This is a genomic window from Acidobacteriota bacterium, from assembly GCA_040754075.1.
In the GTDB taxonomy this organism is placed as follows: domain Bacteria; phylum Acidobacteriota; class Blastocatellia; order UBA7656; family UBA7656; genus JBFMDH01.
The window spans coordinates 101,377-123,473 of sequence record JBFMDH010000016.1 but is presented as its reverse complement, the minus strand read 5'-3'; the positions used below and the strand labels follow the sequence as shown (position 1 = coordinate 123,473).

General features: G+C 48.5%; 17 protein-coding genes. 16 read left to right on the top strand and 1 reads right to left on the bottom strand.

Going from position 1 to position 22,097, the window contains the following annotated elements; genetic code table 11:
• The first annotated feature begins 13 nt into the window (after window positions 1-13).
• The 15 genes from AB1757_17935 (at window position 14) to serA (ending at window position 19,656) form a co-directional block, all read left to right on the top strand.
• Window positions 14-715: a murein L,D-transpeptidase catalytic domain family protein gene (locus tag AB1757_17935; protein ID MEW6128923.1), complete on the top strand. Its 702-nt coding sequence runs from the start codon at window positions 14-16 to the stop codon at window positions 713-715.
• Window positions 712-1,047 (top strand): DUF4180 domain-containing protein, encoded by a 336-nt coding sequence (locus tag AB1757_17930; GenBank protein ID MEW6128922.1) that lies wholly within the window; start codon window positions 712-714, stop codon window positions 1,045-1,047. The genes AB1757_17935 and AB1757_17930 overlap by 4 nt, the downstream gene beginning before the upstream one ends.
• Window positions 1,048-1,256: 209 nt before the next feature.
• Window positions 1,257-2,495, top strand: a complete 1,239-nt coding sequence (locus AB1757_17925) for a serine hydrolase domain-containing protein (GenBank protein ID MEW6128921.1) — start codon at window positions 1,257-1,259, stop codon at window positions 2,493-2,495.
• A 1-nt stretch (window position 2,496) separates the two neighbouring features.
• The gene (locus tag AB1757_17920; protein ID MEW6128920.1) at window positions 2,497-3,513 is read left to right on the top strand and encodes a D-cysteine desulfhydrase family protein; all 1,017 of its coding nucleotides are present in this window, start codon (window positions 2,497-2,499) and stop codon (window positions 3,511-3,513) included.
• Between the two features lie 644 nt (window positions 3,514-4,157).
• The gene (locus AB1757_17915) at window positions 4,158-5,780 is read left to right on the top strand and encodes a diguanylate cyclase (protein MEW6128919.1); all 1,623 of its coding nucleotides are present in this window, start codon (window positions 4,158-4,160) and stop codon (window positions 5,778-5,780) included.
• Between the two features lie 57 nt (window positions 5,781-5,837).
• Window positions 5,838-8,183, top strand: a complete 2,346-nt coding sequence (locus AB1757_17910) for an ATP-binding protein (protein MEW6128918.1) — start codon at window positions 5,838-5,840, stop codon at window positions 8,181-8,183.
• A 251-nt stretch (window positions 8,184-8,434) separates the two neighbouring features.
• Complete coding sequence (locus AB1757_17905) at window positions 8,435-8,791, top strand: STAS domain-containing protein (GenBank protein ID MEW6128917.1); 357 nt, start codon at window positions 8,435-8,437, stop codon at window positions 8,789-8,791.
• Between the two features lie 125 nt (window positions 8,792-8,916).
• Window positions 8,917-10,173, top strand: a complete 1,257-nt coding sequence (locus tag AB1757_17900) for an HD domain-containing phosphohydrolase (GenBank protein MEW6128916.1) — start codon at window positions 8,917-8,919, stop codon at window positions 10,171-10,173.
• A gap of 584 nt (window positions 10,174-10,757) precedes the next feature.
• Entirely contained in the window at window positions 10,758-14,507 is a 3,750-nt protein-coding gene (locus AB1757_17895; GenBank protein ID MEW6128915.1) for an RHS repeat-associated core domain-containing protein, read from the top strand.
• 216 nt (window positions 14,508-14,723) lie between these two features.
• Window positions 14,724-15,188: a hypothetical protein gene (locus AB1757_17890; protein ID MEW6128914.1), complete on the top strand. Its 465-nt coding sequence runs from the start codon at window positions 14,724-14,726 to the stop codon at window positions 15,186-15,188.
• Between the two features lie 127 nt (window positions 15,189-15,315).
• The gene (locus AB1757_17885; protein MEW6128913.1) at window positions 15,316-15,789 is read left to right on the top strand and encodes a hypothetical protein; all 474 of its coding nucleotides are present in this window, start codon (window positions 15,316-15,318) and stop codon (window positions 15,787-15,789) included.
• Window positions 15,790-15,829: 40 nt separating this feature from the next.
• The gene (locus AB1757_17880) at window positions 15,830-16,243 is read left to right on the top strand and encodes an RHS repeat domain-containing protein (GenBank protein ID MEW6128912.1); all 414 of its coding nucleotides are present in this window, start codon (window positions 15,830-15,832) and stop codon (window positions 16,241-16,243) included.
• 165 nt (window positions 16,244-16,408) lie between these two features.
• Window positions 16,409-16,891, top strand: coding sequence for a hypothetical protein (locus AB1757_17875; GenBank protein MEW6128911.1), 483 nt, complete (start codon window positions 16,409-16,411; stop codon window positions 16,889-16,891).
• Window positions 16,892-17,172: 281 nt separating this feature from the next.
• Complete coding sequence (locus AB1757_17870; GenBank protein MEW6128910.1) at window positions 17,173-17,676, top strand: hypothetical protein; 504 nt, start codon at window positions 17,173-17,175, stop codon at window positions 17,674-17,676.
• A 399-nt stretch (window positions 17,677-18,075) separates the two neighbouring features.
• The gene (serA, locus tag AB1757_17865; GenBank protein MEW6128909.1) at window positions 18,076-19,656 is read left to right on the top strand and encodes a phosphoglycerate dehydrogenase; all 1,581 of its coding nucleotides are present in this window, start codon (window positions 18,076-18,078) and stop codon (window positions 19,654-19,656) included.
• On the opposite strand, the gene AB1757_17860 is transcribed toward serA, so the two are convergent.
• Entirely contained in the window at window positions 19,651-19,779 is a 129-nt protein-coding gene (locus tag AB1757_17860) for a hypothetical protein (protein ID MEW6128908.1), read from the bottom strand. The two genes, serA and AB1757_17860, sit on opposite strands and share 6 nt — an antisense overlap.
• A gap of 147 nt (window positions 19,780-19,926) precedes the next feature.
• On the opposite strand from AB1757_17860, the gene AB1757_17855 reads away from it, so the two are divergent.
• Complete coding sequence (locus tag AB1757_17855) at window positions 19,927-22,071, top strand: PQQ-binding-like beta-propeller repeat protein (protein ID MEW6128907.1); 2,145 nt, start codon at window positions 19,927-19,929, stop codon at window positions 22,069-22,071.
• Window positions 22,072-22,097 lie beyond the last annotated feature (26 nt).

Sequence of the window (22,097 nt, the reverse complement as noted above, 5' to 3'; positions counted from 1 at the left end):
AATAAAGAATTTTATGAAGTTTATTAGCAGTCGTTCTTCGTTTTCACCTTATCTCAAATCCCTGCTGACGGTTTTGTTTTTACTCCTCAGTGTCTCGGCTACCGGGTCTGTCGCCAACCCATCGACCAAAGCCGCAACGCCCTGGGAGGTCGAAGCGTTGTCGCCCAATGTGTTGCGGTTGGCTTTAGAAGCCGCGCAAACGGCAACCAAACAAGGCATCGCCAACGGCAGAATTCTGGGAATTATCGATTTTTCTTTGCCAAGCACCAAACGACGATTCTGGGTACTGGATACGCAGGCAAAGCGGGTGCTTTTTTATGAGTTGGTCGCACATGGCAAAGGCAGCGGCGAAAACTTTGCCACCTCATTTTCCAATCGACCGGGAAGTTCGCAATCAAGTCTCGGTCTCTATGTTACACAGTCAACCTATGAAGGCGAACATGGCTATTCTTTAAGGCTTGCGGGGCTGGAACCGGGAATCAACGATCAAGCCAAACCGCGCGCCATCGTTTTGCACGGCGCGTGGTACGTCAGCAAAAATATGATTGCCCAATATCAACGGTTGGGGCGCAGCCTTGGCTGTCCGGCGGTGGAAAATTCGGTTGTCAAACCGTTGATTGACACCCTCAAAGACGGCAATTTGATCTTTGCTTATTACCCGGACAAACATTGGCTTTCCACTTCCAAATTTCTCAATCAGGCAAAGCAGCAATGAGTGAGGAACCTAAAATCATCAAGGCTTCGGACGTTGGCATTTTCATACGGACGGTTGGCGATATTTCGGATGCGATTGCTGCGGCGCTTGGCGCTGAAGGGCTGATGCTCACCGAAAACGAATTGGGGCAAGAGTTTTTCGACCTGCGTAGCGGCATCGCCGGAGAATTTTTTCAAAAGTTAGTGAACTATCGCATTCGCGCAGCGATTGTGCTGCCAAACCCGGAACGCTTCGGCGAACGATTCAGCGAGTTGGCTTATGAGCATGCATCGCACCCGATGATTCGCGTGGTTGCGACTCAAGAAGTAGCGAATATCTGGCTTTTCAGTTGATTTCGAGTGGCAATCAATCAACCGTTAATTATTCCCTCTATTTTTATACACGTTGTTTGAATCGGTTTGACCGGTCGGCTCTTTTACATTGATAAATCTATCAAATCTGTTGCCTGACCGGCGAAGCCATAGCCTGGTTGATTTCGTCTTGAATAAGAAAGCAAGGTTCAGGCAAACTCCGGTTGCTTGAAAATAGGAGCAAGATAACGATGAATCAAGTAACGCGACTTTGTTCGGTGATGTGCGCTCTTGCATGGCTTATGACAACCGTAAACGCTCAAACTTCCCAGAATTTCAATCAAGCCTATCAAGGTTTCAAAACGGTTTACGAACAACAGCTCAAAAAACATGGCATCATCGGCAGCAGTTTTTTTCTGATTCACGATAATCAAATCATCGCCAGAGAGTTTTATGGCAAGGCCAATCTTGAAAAGAATCAAGTCGTCGATGAAGACACGATTTATCATTGGGCATCGATTACCAAAACCTTCACGGGCATTGCCATCATGCAACTTCGCGACAGAGGTTTGCTGAAACTCGACGACCCGATTATCAAATACCTGCCCGAACTGCGCGCTGTGCATAATCCGTTCGGCGATATGAGTGAAATCACCTTGCGTCAGTTGATGTCGCATAGCGCCGGGTTTCGTGATGCGACCTGGCCCTGGGGCGGCGACAAAGATTGGCATCCGCACGAACCGCAACACTGGTCGCAAATTGTCGCCATGCTGCCTTACACAGAGATTCAATTTAAACCCGGCTCCAAGTGGAGTTATTCCAATCCGGCGATTATTTTTTTAGGTCGGGTTATTGAAATCATCACCCATGACGATTTTGAAGTTTATGTCGATAAAAATATTTTCAAGCCTTTGGAGATGTATCGCAGCTATTTCGACGCCACCCCTTATCATTTACTCAACTATCGCTCGCACAGTTATTACCTGCAAGATGGAAAACTCACGCCGGCGCGGTTTGATGTCGATACCGGCATCACAGTGTCAAACGGCGGACTCAATGCGCCGCTCACCGATATGGCGAAATATATTAATTTCCTGATGGGCGACGCGAAAAAACAGGCAATCTATGATGGCGTTTTAAAGCGCGCATCGCTTGAAGCGATGTGGCAAGCGCAAATCAACATCGAGCCGCAGGTTGCAGACGGTGAAAACCGTAAAGATGCGATGGGGCTGACCTATTTTATTGAAGACAATTTCGGGCAGCATTTCATCGGGCATAGCGGCAGCCAGAACGGCTTCATCCTGCACTTTTATGTGCGCCCGGATAATCGCGCGGCTTACATCGTGGCATTCAATACCCACGCCATACCAACCGAAAAAGATGCCAGTAAAAATACCCGCGAAGCCGACCGGGTGATTAAAGAATATTTGTTTAAGAATATCTTTCCGTTGTTTAAAAAATCGGAAACCAGCAATCAGAAACCGGAATAAGATGAACGAAGCGTTGCAGAAAAAAGCTCTTGCCAAACTCGCCGACACACCGCGTTTGAACATCGGCGTTCACCCGACGCCGATTGAAGAACTCCGGCGATTTCAACAAACGCTGGGCGAAAACGCGCCGCGCATTTTTATCAAACGCGATGATTACACCGGCGCAGGATTTGGCGGCAATAAAGTTCGCAAACTCGATTATGTTTTAGCTCAGGCAATCCGTGATGGCGTTGATACGGTTCTCACCATCGGCGGAGAAAAATCCAATCATTGCCGGGCGACCGCAGCCATGTGCGCGCGCGTGGGTTTGGATTGTGTGCTGATTCTTAACCGCAGTTCGCAAACCGCAGATGAGTGGAAGCCCGCAAGTCTGGTTGTTGATGAACTGGTTGGCGCTAAGGTTCATCTGGTCGATAACCGCGAATCCCGTCAAACCACGATGCACTCGTTAGCCGAAGATTTAAGGAGCACGGGCAAGCGAGTTTTAGAAATTCCGCTTGGGGCATCGATGCCGCTGGGCGCGCTCGGTTATGTTCAAGCCGCACAGGAAGCCGCTGCGCAACTTGAAGCGATGAATGTGCGGGTGACCCATATGTTTCATTCGAGTTCTTCGGGAGGCACGCAAGCCGGGTTAATAGTTGGGGCGGCGCTTTGTCCGTTGAGTGAAGCAAAAATCATTGGCGTCAGTCCTGATGACCCCAGTGAAGCGATTGCCGCTGAAGTTTCCCAAGTCATCAACGGATTAAAAGCTCTGCTTGAAATATCCGAGGCATCATTGCATCAGGAAGCCGTCGTGCTTGATGACTATATCGGCGAAGGCTATGGCATCGCGTCGGCTGCATCATCGGCAGCACTGAAAAATCTGGCGCGCACCGAAGGCATCATCCTCGACCCGGTTTATACCGCAAAAGCCTTTGCCGGAATGTTGGATTGGATAAAGCAGGGACGGCTCACTCGCCACGATACCGTGTTGTTCTGGCATACCGGCGGGCAATTGGCGCTCTTTTATTCGCATTAATCGCGAAAGCCGCCTTGCCCGGTTATCAGCATCCGGGGTTTCTGTGCAAGCCCCATTTAAATACCTTTTCAATTCTTCCCTTTTGAACAATTTTTTTATAAATCGCTGTGCGCTCCCCTTAACAGGGTATAGAAACCTTTTTTTTGGAAAAATTTTCCTATTGACTATTTTGATGGAGAGAATCGAAAGATGAATGCTTGCCCCTGTAGAACGAAAAAATCGGGGTTGAGAAAATGGTGAATGAACAAGGGAACCGGGGATTAGGCAGGTTTCAAGTAAGCTTTGAGTGAAAAAATTTCGATTCACGGTCCTCTGTTTTTCCCGAGTTGGTTCATCAAAATGCTAAAGCCAACAGGCAGATATTTGTTTGATTCAGTGAAATTAATATTACCTGAGCAGGTAATCGGTTGGGTGATTGCAAAGCGATAACCCATATGATAGTTTCACCACGAAATGCGATTCGGGGAAGCATTTCTTCGCTACATCAACGCGACTTGGTTAGAGCGGGGGACATTTACTACACCTTTACAGCTCATAGGTTCCTGTTTGTCTCCAAAGAACCAAAACAACTTCATCTAAAGCGAATAGGCTTGGGAGGGAAAAGCTCTTCGAGGGCTTTCTAAATCAGCTTGCTACCGGAACTCGTGAAAAATTCTTTACCATCCAATCACACGCCTTCACCGGACACGCCGCTTTCGGCGTGGTTGCCTATACAGCAATCGCTGGCGGAAAAAAATAATATTGCCCTGACGACGCTTGATGAAAGCAATATTTATGTTGGAGAAACCGCGAACGAAAATAGCATCTGTCAGGCGATGCAGAAATCTCCGGTTCACGCCAACCGTTGTGACGCCGATTGTGGGACAGCTTACCAGCGGGCAATCCGTGCGGTCGGAAAAATCGAATATACCTGTCACGTCGGGCTAAAGTGTTTTGCCTTTGCGGCGCATAATCACCCGAAACCACTGGTTATTCTCGGAGGCAGAACTTTTACCTCATCGGCAAATTATTCAAAATTTTTAAATCGTTATCAGGATTATCAACCTGTCGAAACCGGCGCGGCTTTGCAAAACATCAAGTTCAATGACCCGTTTGAACTTGCGGAGATTGCAGAGGTCGTTTCCTCAACCGCAAATGCCCACTTTGCGCGAGAGCACTCCAGCTTATCGTCAATCAATGAACTCGAAAACGCTCCTAATCTTCTGGATGCGCACCTGGAAATCATTCGACTTTCCGATGAACTCGAAAATAAAAATCGGGCATTGGTGCAATTTCAGGATTTTCTGCGTGATGTCGCGCCGACCCTGGATTCGCAATCGGTTTATCTGGACATTTTGAAAAAGTTCAATGAAATCATGAAAGCCGAGCGCGGTTCGCTGATGCTTTATAACCCGGAAACTGCTGAACTTTCTCTGGAAGCGGCGGTGGGAGCCGATTTCGAGTCATTAAGTAAAATTCGCGTCAAACTCGGCGAAGGGATTTCCGGCGCGGTGCTCTACAGCGGTCTGCCGCTGCTGGTTCACAATGTGGATACAGACCGACGTGTGCGAAGCAGCCGCGCGGCGAATTATAAGACCAAATCGTTTATCAGCTACCCCATCACCCTGGGCAGTCGCAAATTCGGGGTCTTGAATTTAACCGACCGCAAAGACGGAACCGCTTACGATAAGCAAGACCTGTTGATTCTCGATATGATTGCCCCGCAGATTGCCCTCATCATTGATCGAACTGAGTGGTATAAAAAGGCTGAACAGTATCAGCAGATGTCATTGACCGATGAACTGACGGGATTGCCGAATCGTCGTTATCTTGAAGAACGACTGTTTGAAGAGGTCGAGCGTTCCAAACGCCATAACACCCCGCTGGCATTCATGTTGATCGACATTGATTATTTTAAAAGCTACAACGATCTTTACGGGCACACCAATGCCGACCGCATGTTGATTCAGGTTGCCAATATTTTCCGACGCTCGATTCGCACCATCGATATGCCTGCGCGATTTGCCGGTGATGAGTTTTGCATTATTTTACCGGAAACCGATTTAGCCTCCGCTTCGCGTATAGCCGAACGGTTGTGCAAAGAGGTTCGGCAAATCGAACTCGCCACCGAACAGGGTGGTGAGATGAACCGCGTCACCCTAAGCATTGGGGTTTCGTCATTCAGTAAATCCATCAACTCGCCACATCTCATCATTCAATCGGCGGACGCGGCGCTTTACGAAGCAAAAGCTCGCGGACGCGACCAGGTGGCGATTTTTGAAGAATAATATTTGGATTAAACGCGGATTCGTCATTTTCTTTTTTCGTGGGAACACCTTTTTAATATGCAGATACTCAGTCGCCTCACAGACTTGGAATTTTTCGACCGCGAAGATGACATTGCCCAACTTATCGCGCTTGCCACTTTCGGCTACCTCAAACCCAGACAATTGACGCTTTTTAAAAACGCGGCAGCACAAAAAGCTTTTCCTTATCAAGCGAAAGAGACCGGCGCTATTGCCTTGCTACTTGGCGCACCCCGCATCGGTAAAACCGAAACGTTGAGAAAAACTTTCGATAGACTTTTTCTCGCCTCTGGGCAGGTATTGCCCGTCTATTTTGCTTTTCGCCCGTACCACCTCGAACCCGAACAGTTTGCCAAAGAGTACCTGTCACGGGTGCTGGCGCAGTTTCTGGCGTTCCGCCATCAGGATGCTAAATTTTTAGCACTGGCGACGGCAACTTTTACCGACATCATAGATAAAGCGTCACTTGATGACCGCCCGTGGGTGACGAATCTGCTTGACCATTTTTTACAGGCGAAAAAAGCCGGTGATCTGCTTGGCGCTGTGCGCTGCGCGCTGGCTGCGCCAATGGTTATCGCCGCGCACACCCAACTTTCGCCTTTTGTGATGCTCGACAATTTTCACTGGCTGGCGAAAGCCACTGAGGATAATCGCGATGGCATCAACCTGCGTGTCGAAATGTTCCGTGCCATCAATCAGGATGACCTTTCATATAAACTTTCAAGCGTTGATAAAAAAACCACAGTTAATTATTTAATGTGCGGCTTGCAGCGAATGATTACTGAAATCATCCCTGCCGATGAAGCCTTCTTTGAACGGCTGCACCTGCTTCGTCTGGAACCGCTTGCAGAAGAACCTGCCGAACGCATGATTGGCGCGCACGCCGAACAACTGGGGATTGAAATCAGCGAATCAACGGTCGAGTTGATGTTGCAACAACTCGGGAGCGACCTGTTTTACCTACGGGCTTTGCTGGATGCGGCGGCGGCACAATCCTCACGCCTGAAATCATTCATGGAATTTGAGCGCATCTACACGGAAGAAATTCTGCAAGGACGCATCAGCTATTATTTCGATGCGGTTTTGCGTGACATTGCCGGGGATTCGCTCGCGAGACGCGCCTGCATCGAAGGTTTGACCGTTGCCATCGAAGCCGGTGAAACCATTCCCATCACCTCGGTAATCGAACGCCTGCGTAAATTCACAGATGAGCCGGAAGTTCTGCTTGCGCGTATGCATCAGCGCGAACTGCTGCATATCAGTTATGGATTCGTCGCCGCATCAGATGACGCGACGCTTGCCGATTATGTTCGCGCCAAGTACCGTTTTGAAGTTGAAGGAGCACGCCGCCCGATTGCCGGTGAAGCGTTGCTGGGCGAAAAACTCAAAGATTCCTATCGCCTGATGATGTCGCGCTATCATCGCTCTATTGAATCCCAACTGGTTGACACCCTGTCGCATTTCGATTTTCAGGCTATCCCCATGAGCCTGTTTGACGAAAACCTTTTTGAAAACCTTTATCGCGGCTTGAGCCGCGCCCAGGCGCGTCAGGCAATCGAAGCGGAGAAAGAACGCCTGCGATTGCCGCAAATCGTTTTAGTCAACGACGTAAAAGAGAGTGAAGGCGAATCGCTAAGCCTGCGATTATTTACTGCCAGCGGTTTTGAAGGCGGAATCTATAGCGAAACCAATGAAGCGCTGTGGTTGATTGGGCTATTTAATTCAAAAGAGCCGCTGGATGTAAAAACCATCGAACAAACCGAACTGAAATTTGAAGTGGCTTCGCGCAATGTGTTGTTCGGAAATTTCGCCAACGCGACCCGCTGGTATATCAGCAAAGAAGGGTTCACCAAAGAAGCCATTGAATTATTAAAAAGTTTGCAGGCTTATCATTCAAACTATAATCAACTGGACGCGCTGCATGAATTTCTGCAAAAAAGCGAAGCCCAACCTACAGAGCGCCGCGCCGCTAATGAAGTTGAATTGATTATTCCGTTTGATGATGAAGCCGAGTTGATTGCCGCGCGCACCGTTGAACAGATTGCCCGCAGCGCGGAATTTGATAAAGAATCCATCAATCAGATTAAAACCGCTTTGATTGAAGCCTGTATCAATGCCGCAGAACATAGCAACAGCCCCGACCGGAAAATCTATCTACGATTTATTCTCGAAGAAGACCGCTTGATGATTTCAGTTGCCAACAAAGGCAAATCATTTGGCGGAATTCTCGAAACCAGCGGTATGGTATCCGACGCCACGGTGGGCACGCGCGGGCGCGGTTTAAAAATTATTCGCGCCCTGATGGACGAAGTAAAATTCGAGCGCGCCGATGATGGCACAAATTTAATCATGGCGAAGTTGCTAAACCGCCCCCAAAGCGGGTAAGATGTCGCCGGTTAATAACGAAAGAGCAAACACATCCCGGTAAAATCTAAAGTCGCATTTTCTCGCTTGCCCCAACATTTGAGCGGATACCCCCACGAACTTTGCAAAATCATTGCAGGGCAAAAGCGCTGTCTGAATCAATTAAACTTTTTGGCAATGCTGAATGGCCTCACCACGAAAAAAACATCGTTCTGCTTGGACGAATCAGGTTCTGGCTTGGGATGCTGAAAAGGTTTTAAGAGGGGATTTGAATGAAGACGGTAACAATAAAATCGAAACTGGTTAATGGCGCAGCCATCATCTATCCCGGCGCCTATCTCAATCAATTGCGCGGTGAAGTCATCGAACATCAATGCAAAGAATTTTTAGGCAATGGTGTAAAACGTCTGGTAATTAATTTCGAGGAAACCGAGTTGATTAACAGCATCGGCATTTCAATTCTGCTGGAAGTGATGGAAACCATCAAAGCGGCAAAGGGCACCTTGCTGCTTTCAAACCTCAACGATTCAAACCGCGAGTTGTTTGAAATGCTGGGGTTGATGTCACACGTTTATGTCGAAGAGACGGAACAAATCGCTTTAGCAAAATTGTATGCCTATGCATCGTAAAATCTGAACGCTGGCTACAGGACACATCTGCATAAGAACTGGCTAAAACTTTTTACGGGGCTGCCGTAAAAGTGAGGGATTGGTTCTGTCAACCGAACGGACAGGAATTATTTTGGAGGAGGGGTATGAGTCCGAATAATCTAACCGTCAGAAAAATGCTGCATACACTCGGCGCGCTCACCGATTTAGGCGCTGAAATCACCTCACAGGAAAATTTCGATGAACTGATGCGCGCTTCCCTGCATACCTGTCTGGGCACGATGGCGATTCCCAAAGGCGCAATTGCGCGATTCAGCGAAAAACCGCGACAACTGAAAATCATCGCCGCGAAAGGGTTGCATGGCGCAGTCGGGCAAAAAATCGAACTCGGAGGCGATGAAGCCGAAAAAATCGCCGGTTGCCTGAAACCGATTAACTTACACGCAGAGCGCAACGGATTGGCGCATTTCGTTCGTCGTCATGGGGAAATGTTTAAAAAGCTTCGCGCCGATTTAATCGTTCCGATGACCGTCAGAAGCGAATTGATGGGCGTCATCTACCTTTCGGAAAAAATCTCAGGCGAACCATTTCAAGATGAAGATTTGGAAATCATCAACACCATTGCGCGCCACATTGGGCTGGCGCTTTATAATCAGAGGTTGATTATTTCGCTCAAACGCCGCGCCGAGGAAAATCGTCGCCTCTACCGCGAAATGCATTCGGTTTATAAAGACACGGTGGCGGCATTTGGCGCAGCAATCGATTTGAAAGATGCCTACACCAGCGGGCATTCCGAACGGGTTGCCAGGTATTCGGAAGCCATCGCCAAAGAGATGGGCGTCACCGGCGACGAGTTGGAATACATCAGCGTCGCCGGCTACCTGCACGACATCGGCAAAATCACGGTTGACCGCAGCATCATCAACAATCCGCAACCGCTCAGTGAACGCGAATTCAAAGAGTTGAACAAACACCCGATGGCGGGATATGAAATCCTGTCGCACATTCGCCGCCCGTGGCAGGACATCGCTTATATGACCAAATGCCATCACGAAAGAGTCGATGGCACGGGTTATCCGAACGGACTGCGCGGCGATGAAATTCCGCTCGGCTCACGCATTGTGACGTTTGCCGATTCCTTTGACGCGATGATGACCGATAGACCGTATCGCAAACGATTGCCGCTGGAAGTGGCGCTTGGCGAACTCGAAAAACATACCAACAGCCAATTCGATGCCGGAGTGATTACGGCGTTTTGTCGTCTGCTACTCAAAGAGATTAACGGCATCATCCGTGAACGGGTGTTCATTTCAAAAATCGGCTTGCAATTTGACCGCGAAGCGATTGTCGAAAAATTGCGCGATATGATAGACCGATTTGACCTAACCATCTCCTGTCAGTAGCCCGACCGTAAGAGAGGGCGCGAGTCAAGCAAGCAGGCGCTCTCTTACGACCGAGCTATTGCTCATTATTTCCTCAATATCGCTCCGAAAAAATTTTAAAATAGTTTCCAAAGTTGCATCGCAAATGAAATCTTTTTCGTCAACAGATACCAAAGCGTTTCCCAAATCGAAAAAGTTTCGAGTTAGGGATTTGTTTACCTCAGCGCGCAGTTTTCATCGCCGCGCATAGGCTCAGAAAATCTTGCGCGTGACCGGAAACATTGCGCCACAATAGCCGAAGACGGGGATAACCGGAAAGGAGATAGTGATGAATTCCGAGAGACATTTAATCCTGCATAAAATCGCATCGCAAGTTTCATGCCTTAATTGGCAAATCTAAATTTATCCGAATCCCGCTCTGTCTGATATTGATGTTGAGCTTGTTAATTTTTCCGGTTCAGCATTCTTTTATCGAAGGCGCGAAGGCGTTTGCCTCTACAACTTGGAGTGGAGCCGCCAACGTGAGCGCTTCATCATTCAAATTATTACCCGACTTCATCAAATGGTTATTCAATACAAAAGCCAAATTACCCAGGCAAGAAACGATGACTGAACGCAATAATCGCGTGTCGCGGATTCGTATATCGCCATTCAAATTCGTTGGCTACCTCAACGAAGCGCAAATTTTCACCGCTTTGGGTGTTGATGCAAATGGGGAAATCGTTCACGGCGCGAAGTTCTCATGGGAAACTTCCGACCGCAACATCCTCACCATTGATGACACCGGGCGCGCTACTTTTTTACAGCCTGGACAAGCTCGTCTCATCTGTCGAGCGGGTGCAGCACAAGGCGAAGCGATTTATGGAGGACCTACCTTTACCCAACGCACAGAGACCGCGACCAACGCGCCGAACGCGACCTATGCTTATTCGACCAGTTCAGGTGTTTATGTCATCACTCGCCCGGATAATTCGACTTTGCGACTGACGCCCGGCAGCCTCGGCATCACGCAATCGGAAATTCGCACCAGCGGCGGCACGACCGTAGCGAAAACCGTGTACACTTATGCCAACGACGCGGGCGGACAACCACAGGTGCAAACGATCACCAGTTATGACGACACCAACACCGCCAGCAAAGTGGATTTCAGTTATGACCAATACGGCAACATCACCGACAAACGCGAATACGGCAATCAAATCGGCGGGCAATGGAAAGTCCGCAGGCGAACCCACAATACCTACGTTCCTTATCAACAGTATGTTGATGCCTATCTGAGAAGCCTGTTGCAGACGGTCGAGATTTACGACGCACAGGAGAACACCAATGACGGCGATGATGTGTTGATAGCCAAGACCGAATATCAATATGACAACACGACGGTGACGACTTATTCGGGAGCCAACCCGCCGGGCTATATTGCCAGTTACAACGGCACGACGCACGGTAATCCAACGACGGTCAAAGAGTGGACAAATATTTCGAGCAATACGTTTGACACTCACACCAGAAATTACGATATGTTCGGCAATCGCGTGAAAGAGCAGATTTCGTGTTGCAACGAAAAGAGCTACACCTTCGGACAGAACACCTATTGGTCGAAAGCCGAACAAGCGACACGCGGCAATACCAGTGGTATCTATTTGACCGACGCGATGAGCTACAGTTTCAATAGCGGCAACCTGCAAACTAACACTGACCCGAACGGACAAATCACCGCGTATAGCTACGGCTCAGGCAATCTGTTGACTGGAACGACCAGCCCGACAGGTGCGACCAATTCAACGAGTTATAATGGCTGGGGCTTGCCGAGTTCAACGACGCAGCAGTATGTTGAAGGTGGGGTGACTAAAACCATCACCACCTCGACGGTCTATGATGGCTGGGGACAAGCGATTCAGGAAATCAATGAACACGGCGGGCAAGTCAACATGGCTTACAACAACCTGGGCAGAATGACCAGCCGCACCCATCCCTTTCAAGCGGGCGGCACTCCGGCTCCGGCGACCACTTATCAATACGACACCCTCGGTCGCGGCACAGTGATTACGACGCCTGATAGCAACACCGTGACAACGGCTTACAATGGCAAAATCACAACCGTCACCGATCAAGTGAATCGGAAAATTAAACGCGAGGTGGACAGCTTGGGCAGGCTCATTAAAGTCACGGAGCAAGAGGTCACGACCGGCGCGCTCTCGCAGGAGACCGCTTACACTTATGATATGGCTGACCGTCTGACGCAGGTCAATCAGGGCGGACAGATTCGCTCGTTCAAATATGACGCGGCAGGACATTTGCTTTATGAAAAAATCCCCGAACAGACGGCGACCATCAATGACGGCACGGGAACGCTGTGGACGATGAAATACGCCTACACCGATTTCGGTGCAGTCGCAACCCGCACCGATGCCAGAGGCGTCATCACCACCTATTCCTATGACAGCTTGAATCGTTTAACCAGCATCAGCTACAACACCAGCGGGGCATCGGGGGTGGCAGCGACGCCAACCATCACTTACACTTATGACAACAATCAAACCAGCATCTTCAAAGGCTTGTTGCTCTCGGTCACGGTAGGCACAGGGTATTCGGAAACTTATACCTATTCCAACATTGGACAAGGTAACGGCGCGAATGGTGGCGACCGCCTCAATCTGCAATCTCTTGCTTACAACATCGAAGGCAAAAATTATTCGACCAGTTATCAATACAACCAAGCCAATCAACGCACACAAATCGGGCACCTCTATCCTGAGTACGACAACAAAGGGCGCTTGTTGAAGTTGAAGAACTCTTCAGGCGTGGCGTGGTTGAGCAACGTAGCCTACAACAATGCGGGGCAAGTGACCGGCGATACCTTGAACACCAGTGGCACAGTAATCAACGAAACCTTCGGCTATGACACCAATCGAATGCAACTGACCTCGCAAACGGCAACCAAGGGGGCGACCAGTTTGCTGAATTTGACCTACAACTATGCCGCCGCCGCCGGACAAAATGGCGTCGGCTCAACCGCCGGTAATAGCGGGCAATTGATGAGCATCAGCGGCACGATTAACTCAACGACCGAGAGCGCCAGTTACACTTATGATTTATTGAGTCGGTTAGTCACCTCCTATCAAACGACCAATGCAACATCAGCCCAACGCCGCTTTGCCTATGACCGCTGGGGCAATCGCACAGGAATGTGGGATGCCACCACAGGCGGCAATCAAATCCAATCCATCACCTTGCAACAATCAGGCGGAACCGCGACTAATCGCATCACTTCGGTCACGCAAGGCGCGACGTTGAATTACACTTACGACAACGCGGGCAATGTCACCAGCGACGGACAGCACAGCTATGTGTTTGACGCTGAAAACCGCATCGTCGCAGCCGATAGCGGCGCGAGTGTCTATGCTTACGACCACAAGAACCGCAGGGTGAAAAAAACCGTTGGCGCGACCATTACCCATTATGTCTGGGAAGGCTTTCAGGTACTTGCCGAACACAACGGCGCGACCGGCGCGGTCATCACCCGATACATCAACACGGGGAGCAAGTTGATTGCCAAAATCGAAAATGGCAACACCCGCTATTTTTTGAGTGACCGGTTGAGCGCGAGAGTGGTGTTGGATGCGAGTGGCACAGTCGTCGGCAGACAAGCCCATTTGCCGTTTGGTGAAGAGTTGGGCGTGAGCGGCGAATCAGACAAGCATCGCTTCACCAGTTATGAACGCGACTCAGAGATTGGCTTGGATTATGCCGTTAATCGCTATTACAGCTTAGCAATCGGCAGATTCGAGACCGTTGACCCACTGCTTGATAAGGGATTCAAAGCCGCAAAAAGAATGACTTGTGGCGGGAACAAAGGGAATAATCATTACCAGCAACCGCAGAAGTTGAGCCGCTACAGCTATGTCGTCAATGACCCGATTCTGTTAACTGACCCACGCGGCTTGAATGCCCAAGGTCCTTGCCAAAGCCCGAATGTGCCGTTTTATTGTCCGCCGGAATTTTCAAGCTGTGAGTTTGACCGTTGTGGGAATCCCATTGATGCTGATGGAAGTGCCTTCGGTGGTGGAGGCGGTTGTAGTTGTCCGGGAACTACCAGTTGCAATTATTATAGAAAGAAATGCAAAACAGCATCGGGCGCAGGACAGGTATCATATTATTGCGTAGGGGCACAAATAGTATGCAGAGCTGCTTCAAACACCTGCACCAATAATTGTAGGAGGTTTTATATTCAATTAATGGATACTGCTTATGCCTGTAGTATTTCCCCATCAGCAGAAGCATTTTATGCTTGTCAAACTGCTGCCCATATTACAGCATTTGAGATTTGTAATTCTTTTTGCAATCTTCCATAGAACACTACTTCGGACAGTTTTTATAGACAAAAAGTTCTTTAGAATCAATAAGCGGTAGGTTCAAAGATGATTTTTTTGCAAGTTTAGACAACCTCTAACTATGAAGAAATTCAACCGCCTACAAAAATCTATACCTTACAGCAGGTCGCCCAGTAAACCGTGTCCGAACTATTGCGTTATGTAAAGAAAGTTAAAAAGTTGGAGGTAATTAAAGACATGAAAATCCATAAGGTAGCTTTAGCTAATACAGTCATAGGAGGGAGCATATATTGGATTCCGAGCGTGTTTCTTCATGCAATCAGGGGGAATGAGTTTTCTAGAAGAGATGAAATTTTCCTTACATATTTTATGCCTTCATTAATTGCGGGCATCTTGGTATTAGTATATCGTTGGTTGAAATATTGGGGTATAAGCAAACGATTATTCTCCATTTCAATTCTATTAGGGATATGGATTTTAGGTCCTTTTTTTATGTTCATAAGCGCCAGTTATACAGGCGGTGGTTTTGCTCAAAGCGGAGCATGGGTTAGGTTACTATTTGGAACTCTTGTCTTTCCTATCACTACATTTTCGATGTCAGTTTTCGACGGAACATTATATGCCCTCTTAATTATTACCGCTGTCCTGATTTTAACATCCACGTTTCCACAACTCCTTTTTATTAAAGGAGAATTAAAATAAAGACTCATGCCAAGTGCTTTTTGTCATGCTTATCGTGTAGTGGTGATTAACATACCAAGGATTCGCTATTCGTTTAATCCTCTTATACTGTATTTCTGCTTAAGAGAGTAAAGGAAGGTAAGTAAACATGGCTAAATTAATAGCATTGGTAAAACATTTTGGAATTGGGGGACTCGTTTTCTGGCTTCCTAGTATTTTATTGCATCTTGCTAGAGGAAATAATTTTTCCGGGATGGACGTACTTCTTCTTACTGCTATTTTGCCTGTTACTACCCTGTTAAGCTACGTGGTTATTTTAAAATTTTGGAAGAGTCTTGAGTTTCCCTTTGAAATTCGAGCAATCTTCCTGCTTCTTGGAATATGGATATTAGGCCCGCTTTACATGATGGTTGAAGCAAGTTTTTTGGGGGGAGGTTTCACAAGTTCCGAGGGATTGAGGGTTGTATTTTTGGGGACATTGCTGTTTCCTATATTCACACCTATACTGGCAACCCACAAGGGAACATTAGGAGCGATAGTGATAACCACATTGGTTCATCTTGCTTTAATATCATTATCCAAACTAACCAGTTTTTTGGGTAAGTCGCGGAATTCAATGTGAACCCGATAGCTAATCCTTCAAGTACGACGCGGCGGGCAGGTTGCTATTCGAGAAAATCCCTGAACAGACGGCGACCATCAATGACGGCACGGGGACGCTGTGGACGATGAAATACTCCTACACCGATTTCGGTGCGGTCGCAACCCGCACCGATGCCAGAGGCGTCATCACCACATATTCCTATGACACGTTGAATCGTTTAACCAGCATCAGCTACAACACGGCGGGCGCGTCAGGTGTAGCTTCGACGCCAACGGTCACTTACAATTATGACAACAACCAAACCAGCATCTTCAAAGGCTTGTTGCTCTCGGTCACGGTAGGCACAGGGTATTCGGAAACTTATACCTATTCCAACATTGGACAAGGTAACGGCGGCAATGGTGGCGACCGCCTCAACCTGCAATCTCTTGCTTACAACATCGAAGGCAAAAATTATTCGACCGGTTATTAAAGGTATCGTGAAAGCGTTTGATAAGCCTTCGCTTTTGAAACTTCGCCGAAGGTGAGCCGAACCTGAGAATACAACCTACATAAGCATAATTCCTTTTGAAATGCATATAGTGAGCACAGCAGGAATTATTTCAAGCTCACTTCATTGCTTAGGAGAACATCAATTATGGATATTTTTAAAAGAGGTGGTAAAGAATATCCGATATCCCGAAGTTTGGCGCAGATTTTCAGCGCTGGTTTGTTCTTCTATATCGGTGTTGCGATATACACCTATTTCTCCCGCAATCTTTCAATCTTTTTTATTCTTTGGAGTCTTTTTTCTGCAATCATATTGATGTTAATCTGGCACAACTACGAATTAAGCAAGCAAAGGAAAACGCCATTGAGCCTCAATCTATTACTTGGGACAATCGCTTTCTTGCCAATTTACTTTCCATTGGTTTCCACCATTTATTACCCTAAACCTGTTCCTTTAAGTTTTTTGGAACAATTGGAAAGTATTCTGGGCGGTTATTTAATACTACCTGTGCTAATTATCACAATTCAACAAACCATCGAAGGTTGGGCTATTGACTTATTCTGTATAGCGGTTCTTCTTACAAACGAATCAATAAAGCGAAGAAAAAGGATGGCTAAAGAACTCCAATAAGAAGGAGAGCACTATCTCATTATTAAAAGGTTTTGAGGTTGATTCTCACAGCAATTGCTTTTCCGGGTGTACTCTCTTTTGCCCATTTTTGAATCAGGGCTGTAACAAAGTCGGAAGCCGTGATACTGGGAACGCGGACGTCCACCTCCGCCGACTTCACGGCTGCGGACGTGGACGTCCGCATTCCCAGTTAAAAAGTTTTCTGATTCCTCATAGAGAAGTACTTTTGGATTTGCCCCAGACTTTGTTACAACCCCGTTTTTGAATAGGATAACTTTTCGATGTTTGAATTAGGGTTATATATCTTGGCTCTACAAGGAGTATTAGGAGCCTTTGACACAATTTATTACCACGAGCTAATAGCACGGCTCCCATCTAAAGCGGAAGCAAAGGTCGAATTGTGGCTTCATTCAGCAAGAGATTTTATTTACGCCATCGTTTTCTGCACCCTTGGCTGGGTTGCTTGGAATGGAAAATTTGCCTGGCTTCTCATCCTCCTGCTTTTGGCTGAAATCATTATCACACTTTGGGATTTTGTCGAGGAGGATTGCACTCGAAAACTTCCTGCCGGAGAGCGGATAACTCATGCAGTAATGGGAATTACTTATGGTGTATTTCTAGCTTATTTATTACCAGAAGTCTTTATTTGGCTTCGGCAACCAACAGGTTTTGCATTGGTAAAAACCGGTATCGTCAAATGGTTGCTGACGGTTATGGGTATCGGGGTCTTTATTTCAGGAGGGCGAGATTTGCTATCCACTATACTTTCCTCTCCAAAATATTAATTAATTTGCACTTGGAAAACCTATGCTATGAATTTGCGAAGGCTCATCAAAATCACTGCTCACTTTAGGTACTTTGGATACCCAGCCTATCAATACATCAGATGCCCATTGTAGAAATTCATTAATCGGCAAATAAATTTTTCTTTTCTTACATTTCTCGCCGCGCTTTGCCGACGCTTTCGCCAACCGTTACAATGCCAAGTTTAAAACGAATCATAAATGGTGTTCGCAGGTGTATGACCATTGAATGTAAAACGAATGCGCGGTCATAGACCGCTTGCTCAACTTGAGGAGAGCGGCAGGCTTGACGGCTTTTCAATTTTCAGGTCATAAACCGCTTGTTCAACTAAACTATGCGTCGCTTTACAAACTAAAACCCATAGATAGCCGAGAACTGATATGAAAATACTGGTGTGTGATGGATTGGAAAAAACCGGAGTCGAGATTTTAGCGGCTCTTGAAAATGTTACCGTTGATGAACGTCCCAACATCAAGCCCGGCGAAATCGCCGAAATCATTGGCGATTACGATGGCTTAATCGTGCGCTCAAAGACCCAGGTCACTCGCGAATTAATCGAACGCGCCGCAAAAATGCGGGTCATCGGTCGCGCCGGCACCGGCGTTGATAACATTGACGTAGCCGCCGCCACCCGGCGCGGCATCGTCGTCATGAACGCCGCTGCGGGTAACACGGTGACCACCGCTGAACATACCTGGGCAATGCTGATGGCGCTCGCCAGGCGGATTCCCCAAGCCGTCGCCTCGACCAAATCGGGCAAGTGGGAAAAGAATAAATTTTTAGGGGTTGAACTTTTAAGCAAAACCCTTGGCATCATCGGGCTTGGGCGCATCGGCTCAACCGTTGCTAATCGCGCCCGCGCTTTCGGAATGACGGTGCTCGCCTTTGACCCGTACTTCACTAAAGAAGCCGCTCGCGAACTGGGAATAGAAATGTCAACCCTTGATGAAATTTATGCGCGCGCCGATTTCATCACTCTGCACACGCCGCTCACCGAAGAAACCCGCGGCATCATCAATGCCGCTTCGATTGCCAGGATGAAAGATGGTGTGCGCATCATCAATTGCGCGCGCGGCGGTCTCGTCGATGAACTGGCGCTCGCCGAAGCCGTTCAAGCGGGCAAAGTCGCGGGCGCGGCGCTCGATGTTTTTGAACAGGAACCCATCAATGCCGATAATCCGTTGCTTGCGCTCGATAAAGTGATTTGCACACCGCACCTCGGCGCATCAACTCAGGAGGCGCAGCTCGGGGTGGCAACCATCATCGCCGAACAGGTCAGCGATTATCTGCAAAGCGGTGCGGTGCGCGGCGCAGTCAATATGCCGGCGGTGAGCGCGGAACTCATGGCAGTCATCGGCCCATACATCACACTTGGTGAAAAGCTCGGCTCATTTCAAGGGCAGGTATTCGGGCACGATTTGCAGGAAGTTGAAATCGAATATTCCGGCGATGTTGCCGATTACGATGTGAAGCCGATTACTCAAGCGATTCTTGCGGGCTTTCTATCGCCGGTCATCACCCGCGTCAATATGGTCAATGCCGCCCTGGTTGCCGAAGAGCGCGGCATCAAGGTGCGCGAATCGCTTTCAAGAAAGGCGCGCGATTTCGCCAGCATGATTCGCGTGCGCGCCGTCACCACTAAACAGGAAAGCGAAGTCGCAGGCGCACTCTTCGGACGCAGTGATGCGCGAATTGTTCGCGTCAATGGATTCAATCTCGAAGCCATTCCGCGAGGCGTGATTTTGTTTTTATTCAATCGCGACGTGCCGGGCGTGCTTGGCAACATCGCATCTTACATTGGCAGCCAGAACATCAACATCGGGCGGTTGTATCTCGGTCGCAAAGTGGTTGGTGAAAACGCGCTCGCATTGATTCAAATTGACGAAGCGATGAGCGAAGCGCAGTTAAGCGGTTTAGAAGCATTGCCCAATGTGATTTCGGTTCAACAGGTAAAGTTATAAATTCTCTTTGGCTATCAGGTTGGTACGGAAAATCATCGGGCGCTTTATCAAGGTCAATTTCCCAGCGGATGCGGCGGATTTGAGCGAATAAAGGTTTACCAGTTGCGCATAGCTGTAGTTCATAAAAATCCGTTCTTATCCGCGCCATCCGCCGCATCCGCTGGGAAATCAGAATTGCAAGACCAGCCCGATGATTTTCCATCAGACAAATGAAGTTGAACAAATTTGCTGGAAGTCACCGTCCAAAAATTTCAAACCAGGTTTGAATTTATGAAACAATGGAAATTGGTCTTCGCAATTTTTTTAGTTTTGTTTTCTCTGTATTCTTCCTTCACTTCCGCAGCACAAAAACCATCCGCTAAAAAATATCGCGAATGGAAAACGTTTGGTGGCGGCGCGGAAAATATTCATTACTCGACGCTCGACCAAATCACTCGCGACAACCTAAACAAACTCGAAGTCGCCTGGACGTATGACACGGGCGATGCCTTCGCGGGTTCCGAGATGCAGTGCAATCCGATTATTGTTGATGGCGTGATGTACGCGACCACGCCCAAAGTTCGCGTCATTGCGCTTGATGCCGAGACCGGCAACTTGCTCTGGAGTTTCGACCCCAACGAAGAGAAAAAACCGGTCGGCAAAATGCGCAATCGCGGTTTGAATTACTGGCAAAGCGGCGAAACCAAACGGATTTTTTTTGGCTATCGAAACTGGCTTTATGCGCTGGATGCGAAAACCGGAAAACCTGCGCAAGCGTTCGGCAGTAAGGGGCGCATCGATTTACGCGCCGGGCTTGGACGCGACCAGGAGACCAATCTCGCCATCACCCTCACCACCCCCGGCGTGATTTATAGAAACCTGTTGATTATCGGCAGCCTCGTCAGCGAAGGCTTGCCCGCCGCGCCCGGTCATATTCGCGCTTACGATACGCGCACCGGCAATCTGCAATGGATTTTTCACACCATTCCGCAACCCGGCGAATATGGTTATCAAACCTGGCCCAAAGATGCTTATCAATATATCGGCGGCGCGAACAACTGGTGCGGCATGACATTGGACGAAGCGCGCGGCTTGGTCTTCGTGCCTACGGGTTCGGCGGCATTCGATTTTTACGGAGCCAACCGGCACGGCGATAATCTGTTCGCCAATTCGCTCATCTGTTTGAATGCATCAACCGGCAAACGCCTCTGGCATTTTCAATTCGTTAAACACGATGTCTGGGATAGAGATTTGCCGAGCGCGCCGAGTCTGGTGCGCGTCAAACGCCACGGGCGCATGATTGACGCGGTCGCGCAAATCACCAAATCGGGACACCTCTTTGTTTTTGAACGCGCCACCGGCAAGCCGCTTTTCCCGATTGAATATCGCAAAGTATCAACCGCAGGCGCTGATGGCGAAAAACTCGCTGAGACACAACCGTTGCCCATCACGCCGCCACCGTTTTCGAGACAACAACTCACCGAAGAGATGCTCACGCGCCGCACTCCCGAAGCCCACGCGGCGGCGCTTGAACGCTTTCGCAATCTCCGCAGTCGCGGGCAATTTGAACCGCCGAGTTTTGCCGGCACCATCGTCTTTCCGGGGTTTGATGGCGGCGCGGAATGGGGCGGCGCGGCATTCGATCCCGAAACCAACTGGCTTTATGTGAACGCCAACGAAATGCCTTGGATTTTACGATTGGTCGAGAAGCGACGTCCGCAAACAGTCACCAGCGCGAAAAATTTATACGAAAGCAATTGTGCCAGTTGTCACCGCAGCGATTTGCGCGGCACGCCTCCCGAATTCCCTTCTCTCATCAGCATCAACAAAAAATATCAGGAAGCGGAAATCGCCAAGGTTATCAGCAAAGGCGCGGGACGCATGCCGGGATTTGCGCGCCTCGGTGAAAATGCGATTCAAGCCATCACACATTACCTTGCGACCGGCGAAAATCGTGAAGGCATTGCGTATCAGGTTGCGCCTTCGCCGATTGATTTGAAATATACGATTGATGGCTACAACAAATTTTTAGACCCCGATGGCTATCCTGCGGTCGAACCGCCCTGGGGCACCTTGACCGCGATTGACTTGAACGCCGGAAAAATCGTCTGGCAGATTCCTTTGGGCGAATATCCTGAACTGGTGGCAAGGGGAATGAAAAATACCGGCAGCGAAAATTATGGCGGCGCGATTGTCACGGCAAATGGCTTGTTATTTATCGGCGCGACCAATTACGACAAAAAATTCCGCGTCTTCGATAAAATCACTGGCAAACTGTTGTGGGAAACCCTGCTGCCTGCTGCCGGTAACGCCACCCCCGCGACCTATGAAGTGAATGGCAGACAGTTCATCGTAATTGCCGCGGGTGGCGGCAAATCAAAAGACCCGGCGGGCGGAACTTATGTTGCATTCGCATTGCCGAAAAACTCGCAATAAATTTTTTGCATTTAAATTTTGATTTT

Coding starts and splice junctions, on each gene's coding strand:
- AB1757_17935 (MEW6128923.1), top strand. CDS start 14: ATGAAGTTTATTAGCAGTCGTTCTTCGTTTTCACCTTATCTCAAATCC.
- AB1757_17930 (MEW6128922.1), top strand. CDS start 712: ATGAGTGAGGAACCTAAAATCATCAAGGCTTCGGACGTTGGCATTTTC.
- AB1757_17925 (MEW6128921.1), top strand. CDS start 1,257: ATGAATCAAGTAACGCGACTTTGTTCGGTGATGTGCGCTCTTGCATGG.
- AB1757_17920 (MEW6128920.1), top strand. CDS start 2,497: ATGAACGAAGCGTTGCAGAAAAAAGCTCTTGCCAAACTCGCCGACACA.
- AB1757_17910 (MEW6128918.1), top strand. CDS start 5,838: ATGCAGATACTCAGTCGCCTCACAGACTTGGAATTTTTCGACCGCGAA.
- AB1757_17905 (MEW6128917.1), top strand. CDS start 8,435: ATGAAGACGGTAACAATAAAATCGAAACTGGTTAATGGCGCAGCCATC.
- AB1757_17900 (MEW6128916.1), top strand. CDS start 8,917: ATGAGTCCGAATAATCTAACCGTCAGAAAAATGCTGCATACACTCGGC.
- AB1757_17895 (MEW6128915.1), top strand. CDS start 10,758: ATGACTGAACGCAATAATCGCGTGTCGCGGATTCGTATATCGCCATTC.
- AB1757_17890 (MEW6128914.1), top strand. CDS start 14,724: ATGAAAATCCATAAGGTAGCTTTAGCTAATACAGTCATAGGAGGGAGC.
- AB1757_17885 (MEW6128913.1), top strand. CDS start 15,316: ATGGCTAAATTAATAGCATTGGTAAAACATTTTGGAATTGGGGGACTC.
- AB1757_17875 (MEW6128911.1), top strand. CDS start 16,409: ATGGATATTTTTAAAAGAGGTGGTAAAGAATATCCGATATCCCGAAGT.
- AB1757_17870 (MEW6128910.1), top strand. CDS start 17,173: ATGTTTGAATTAGGGTTATATATCTTGGCTCTACAAGGAGTATTAGGA.
- serA (MEW6128909.1), top strand. CDS start 18,076: ATGAAAATACTGGTGTGTGATGGATTGGAAAAAACCGGAGTCGAGATT.
- AB1757_17860 (MEW6128908.1), bottom strand. CDS start 19,779: ATGAACTACAGCTATGCGCAACTGGTAAACCTTTATTCGCTCAAATCC.
- AB1757_17855 (MEW6128907.1), top strand. CDS start 19,927: ATGAAACAATGGAAATTGGTCTTCGCAATTTTTTTAGTTTTGTTTTCT.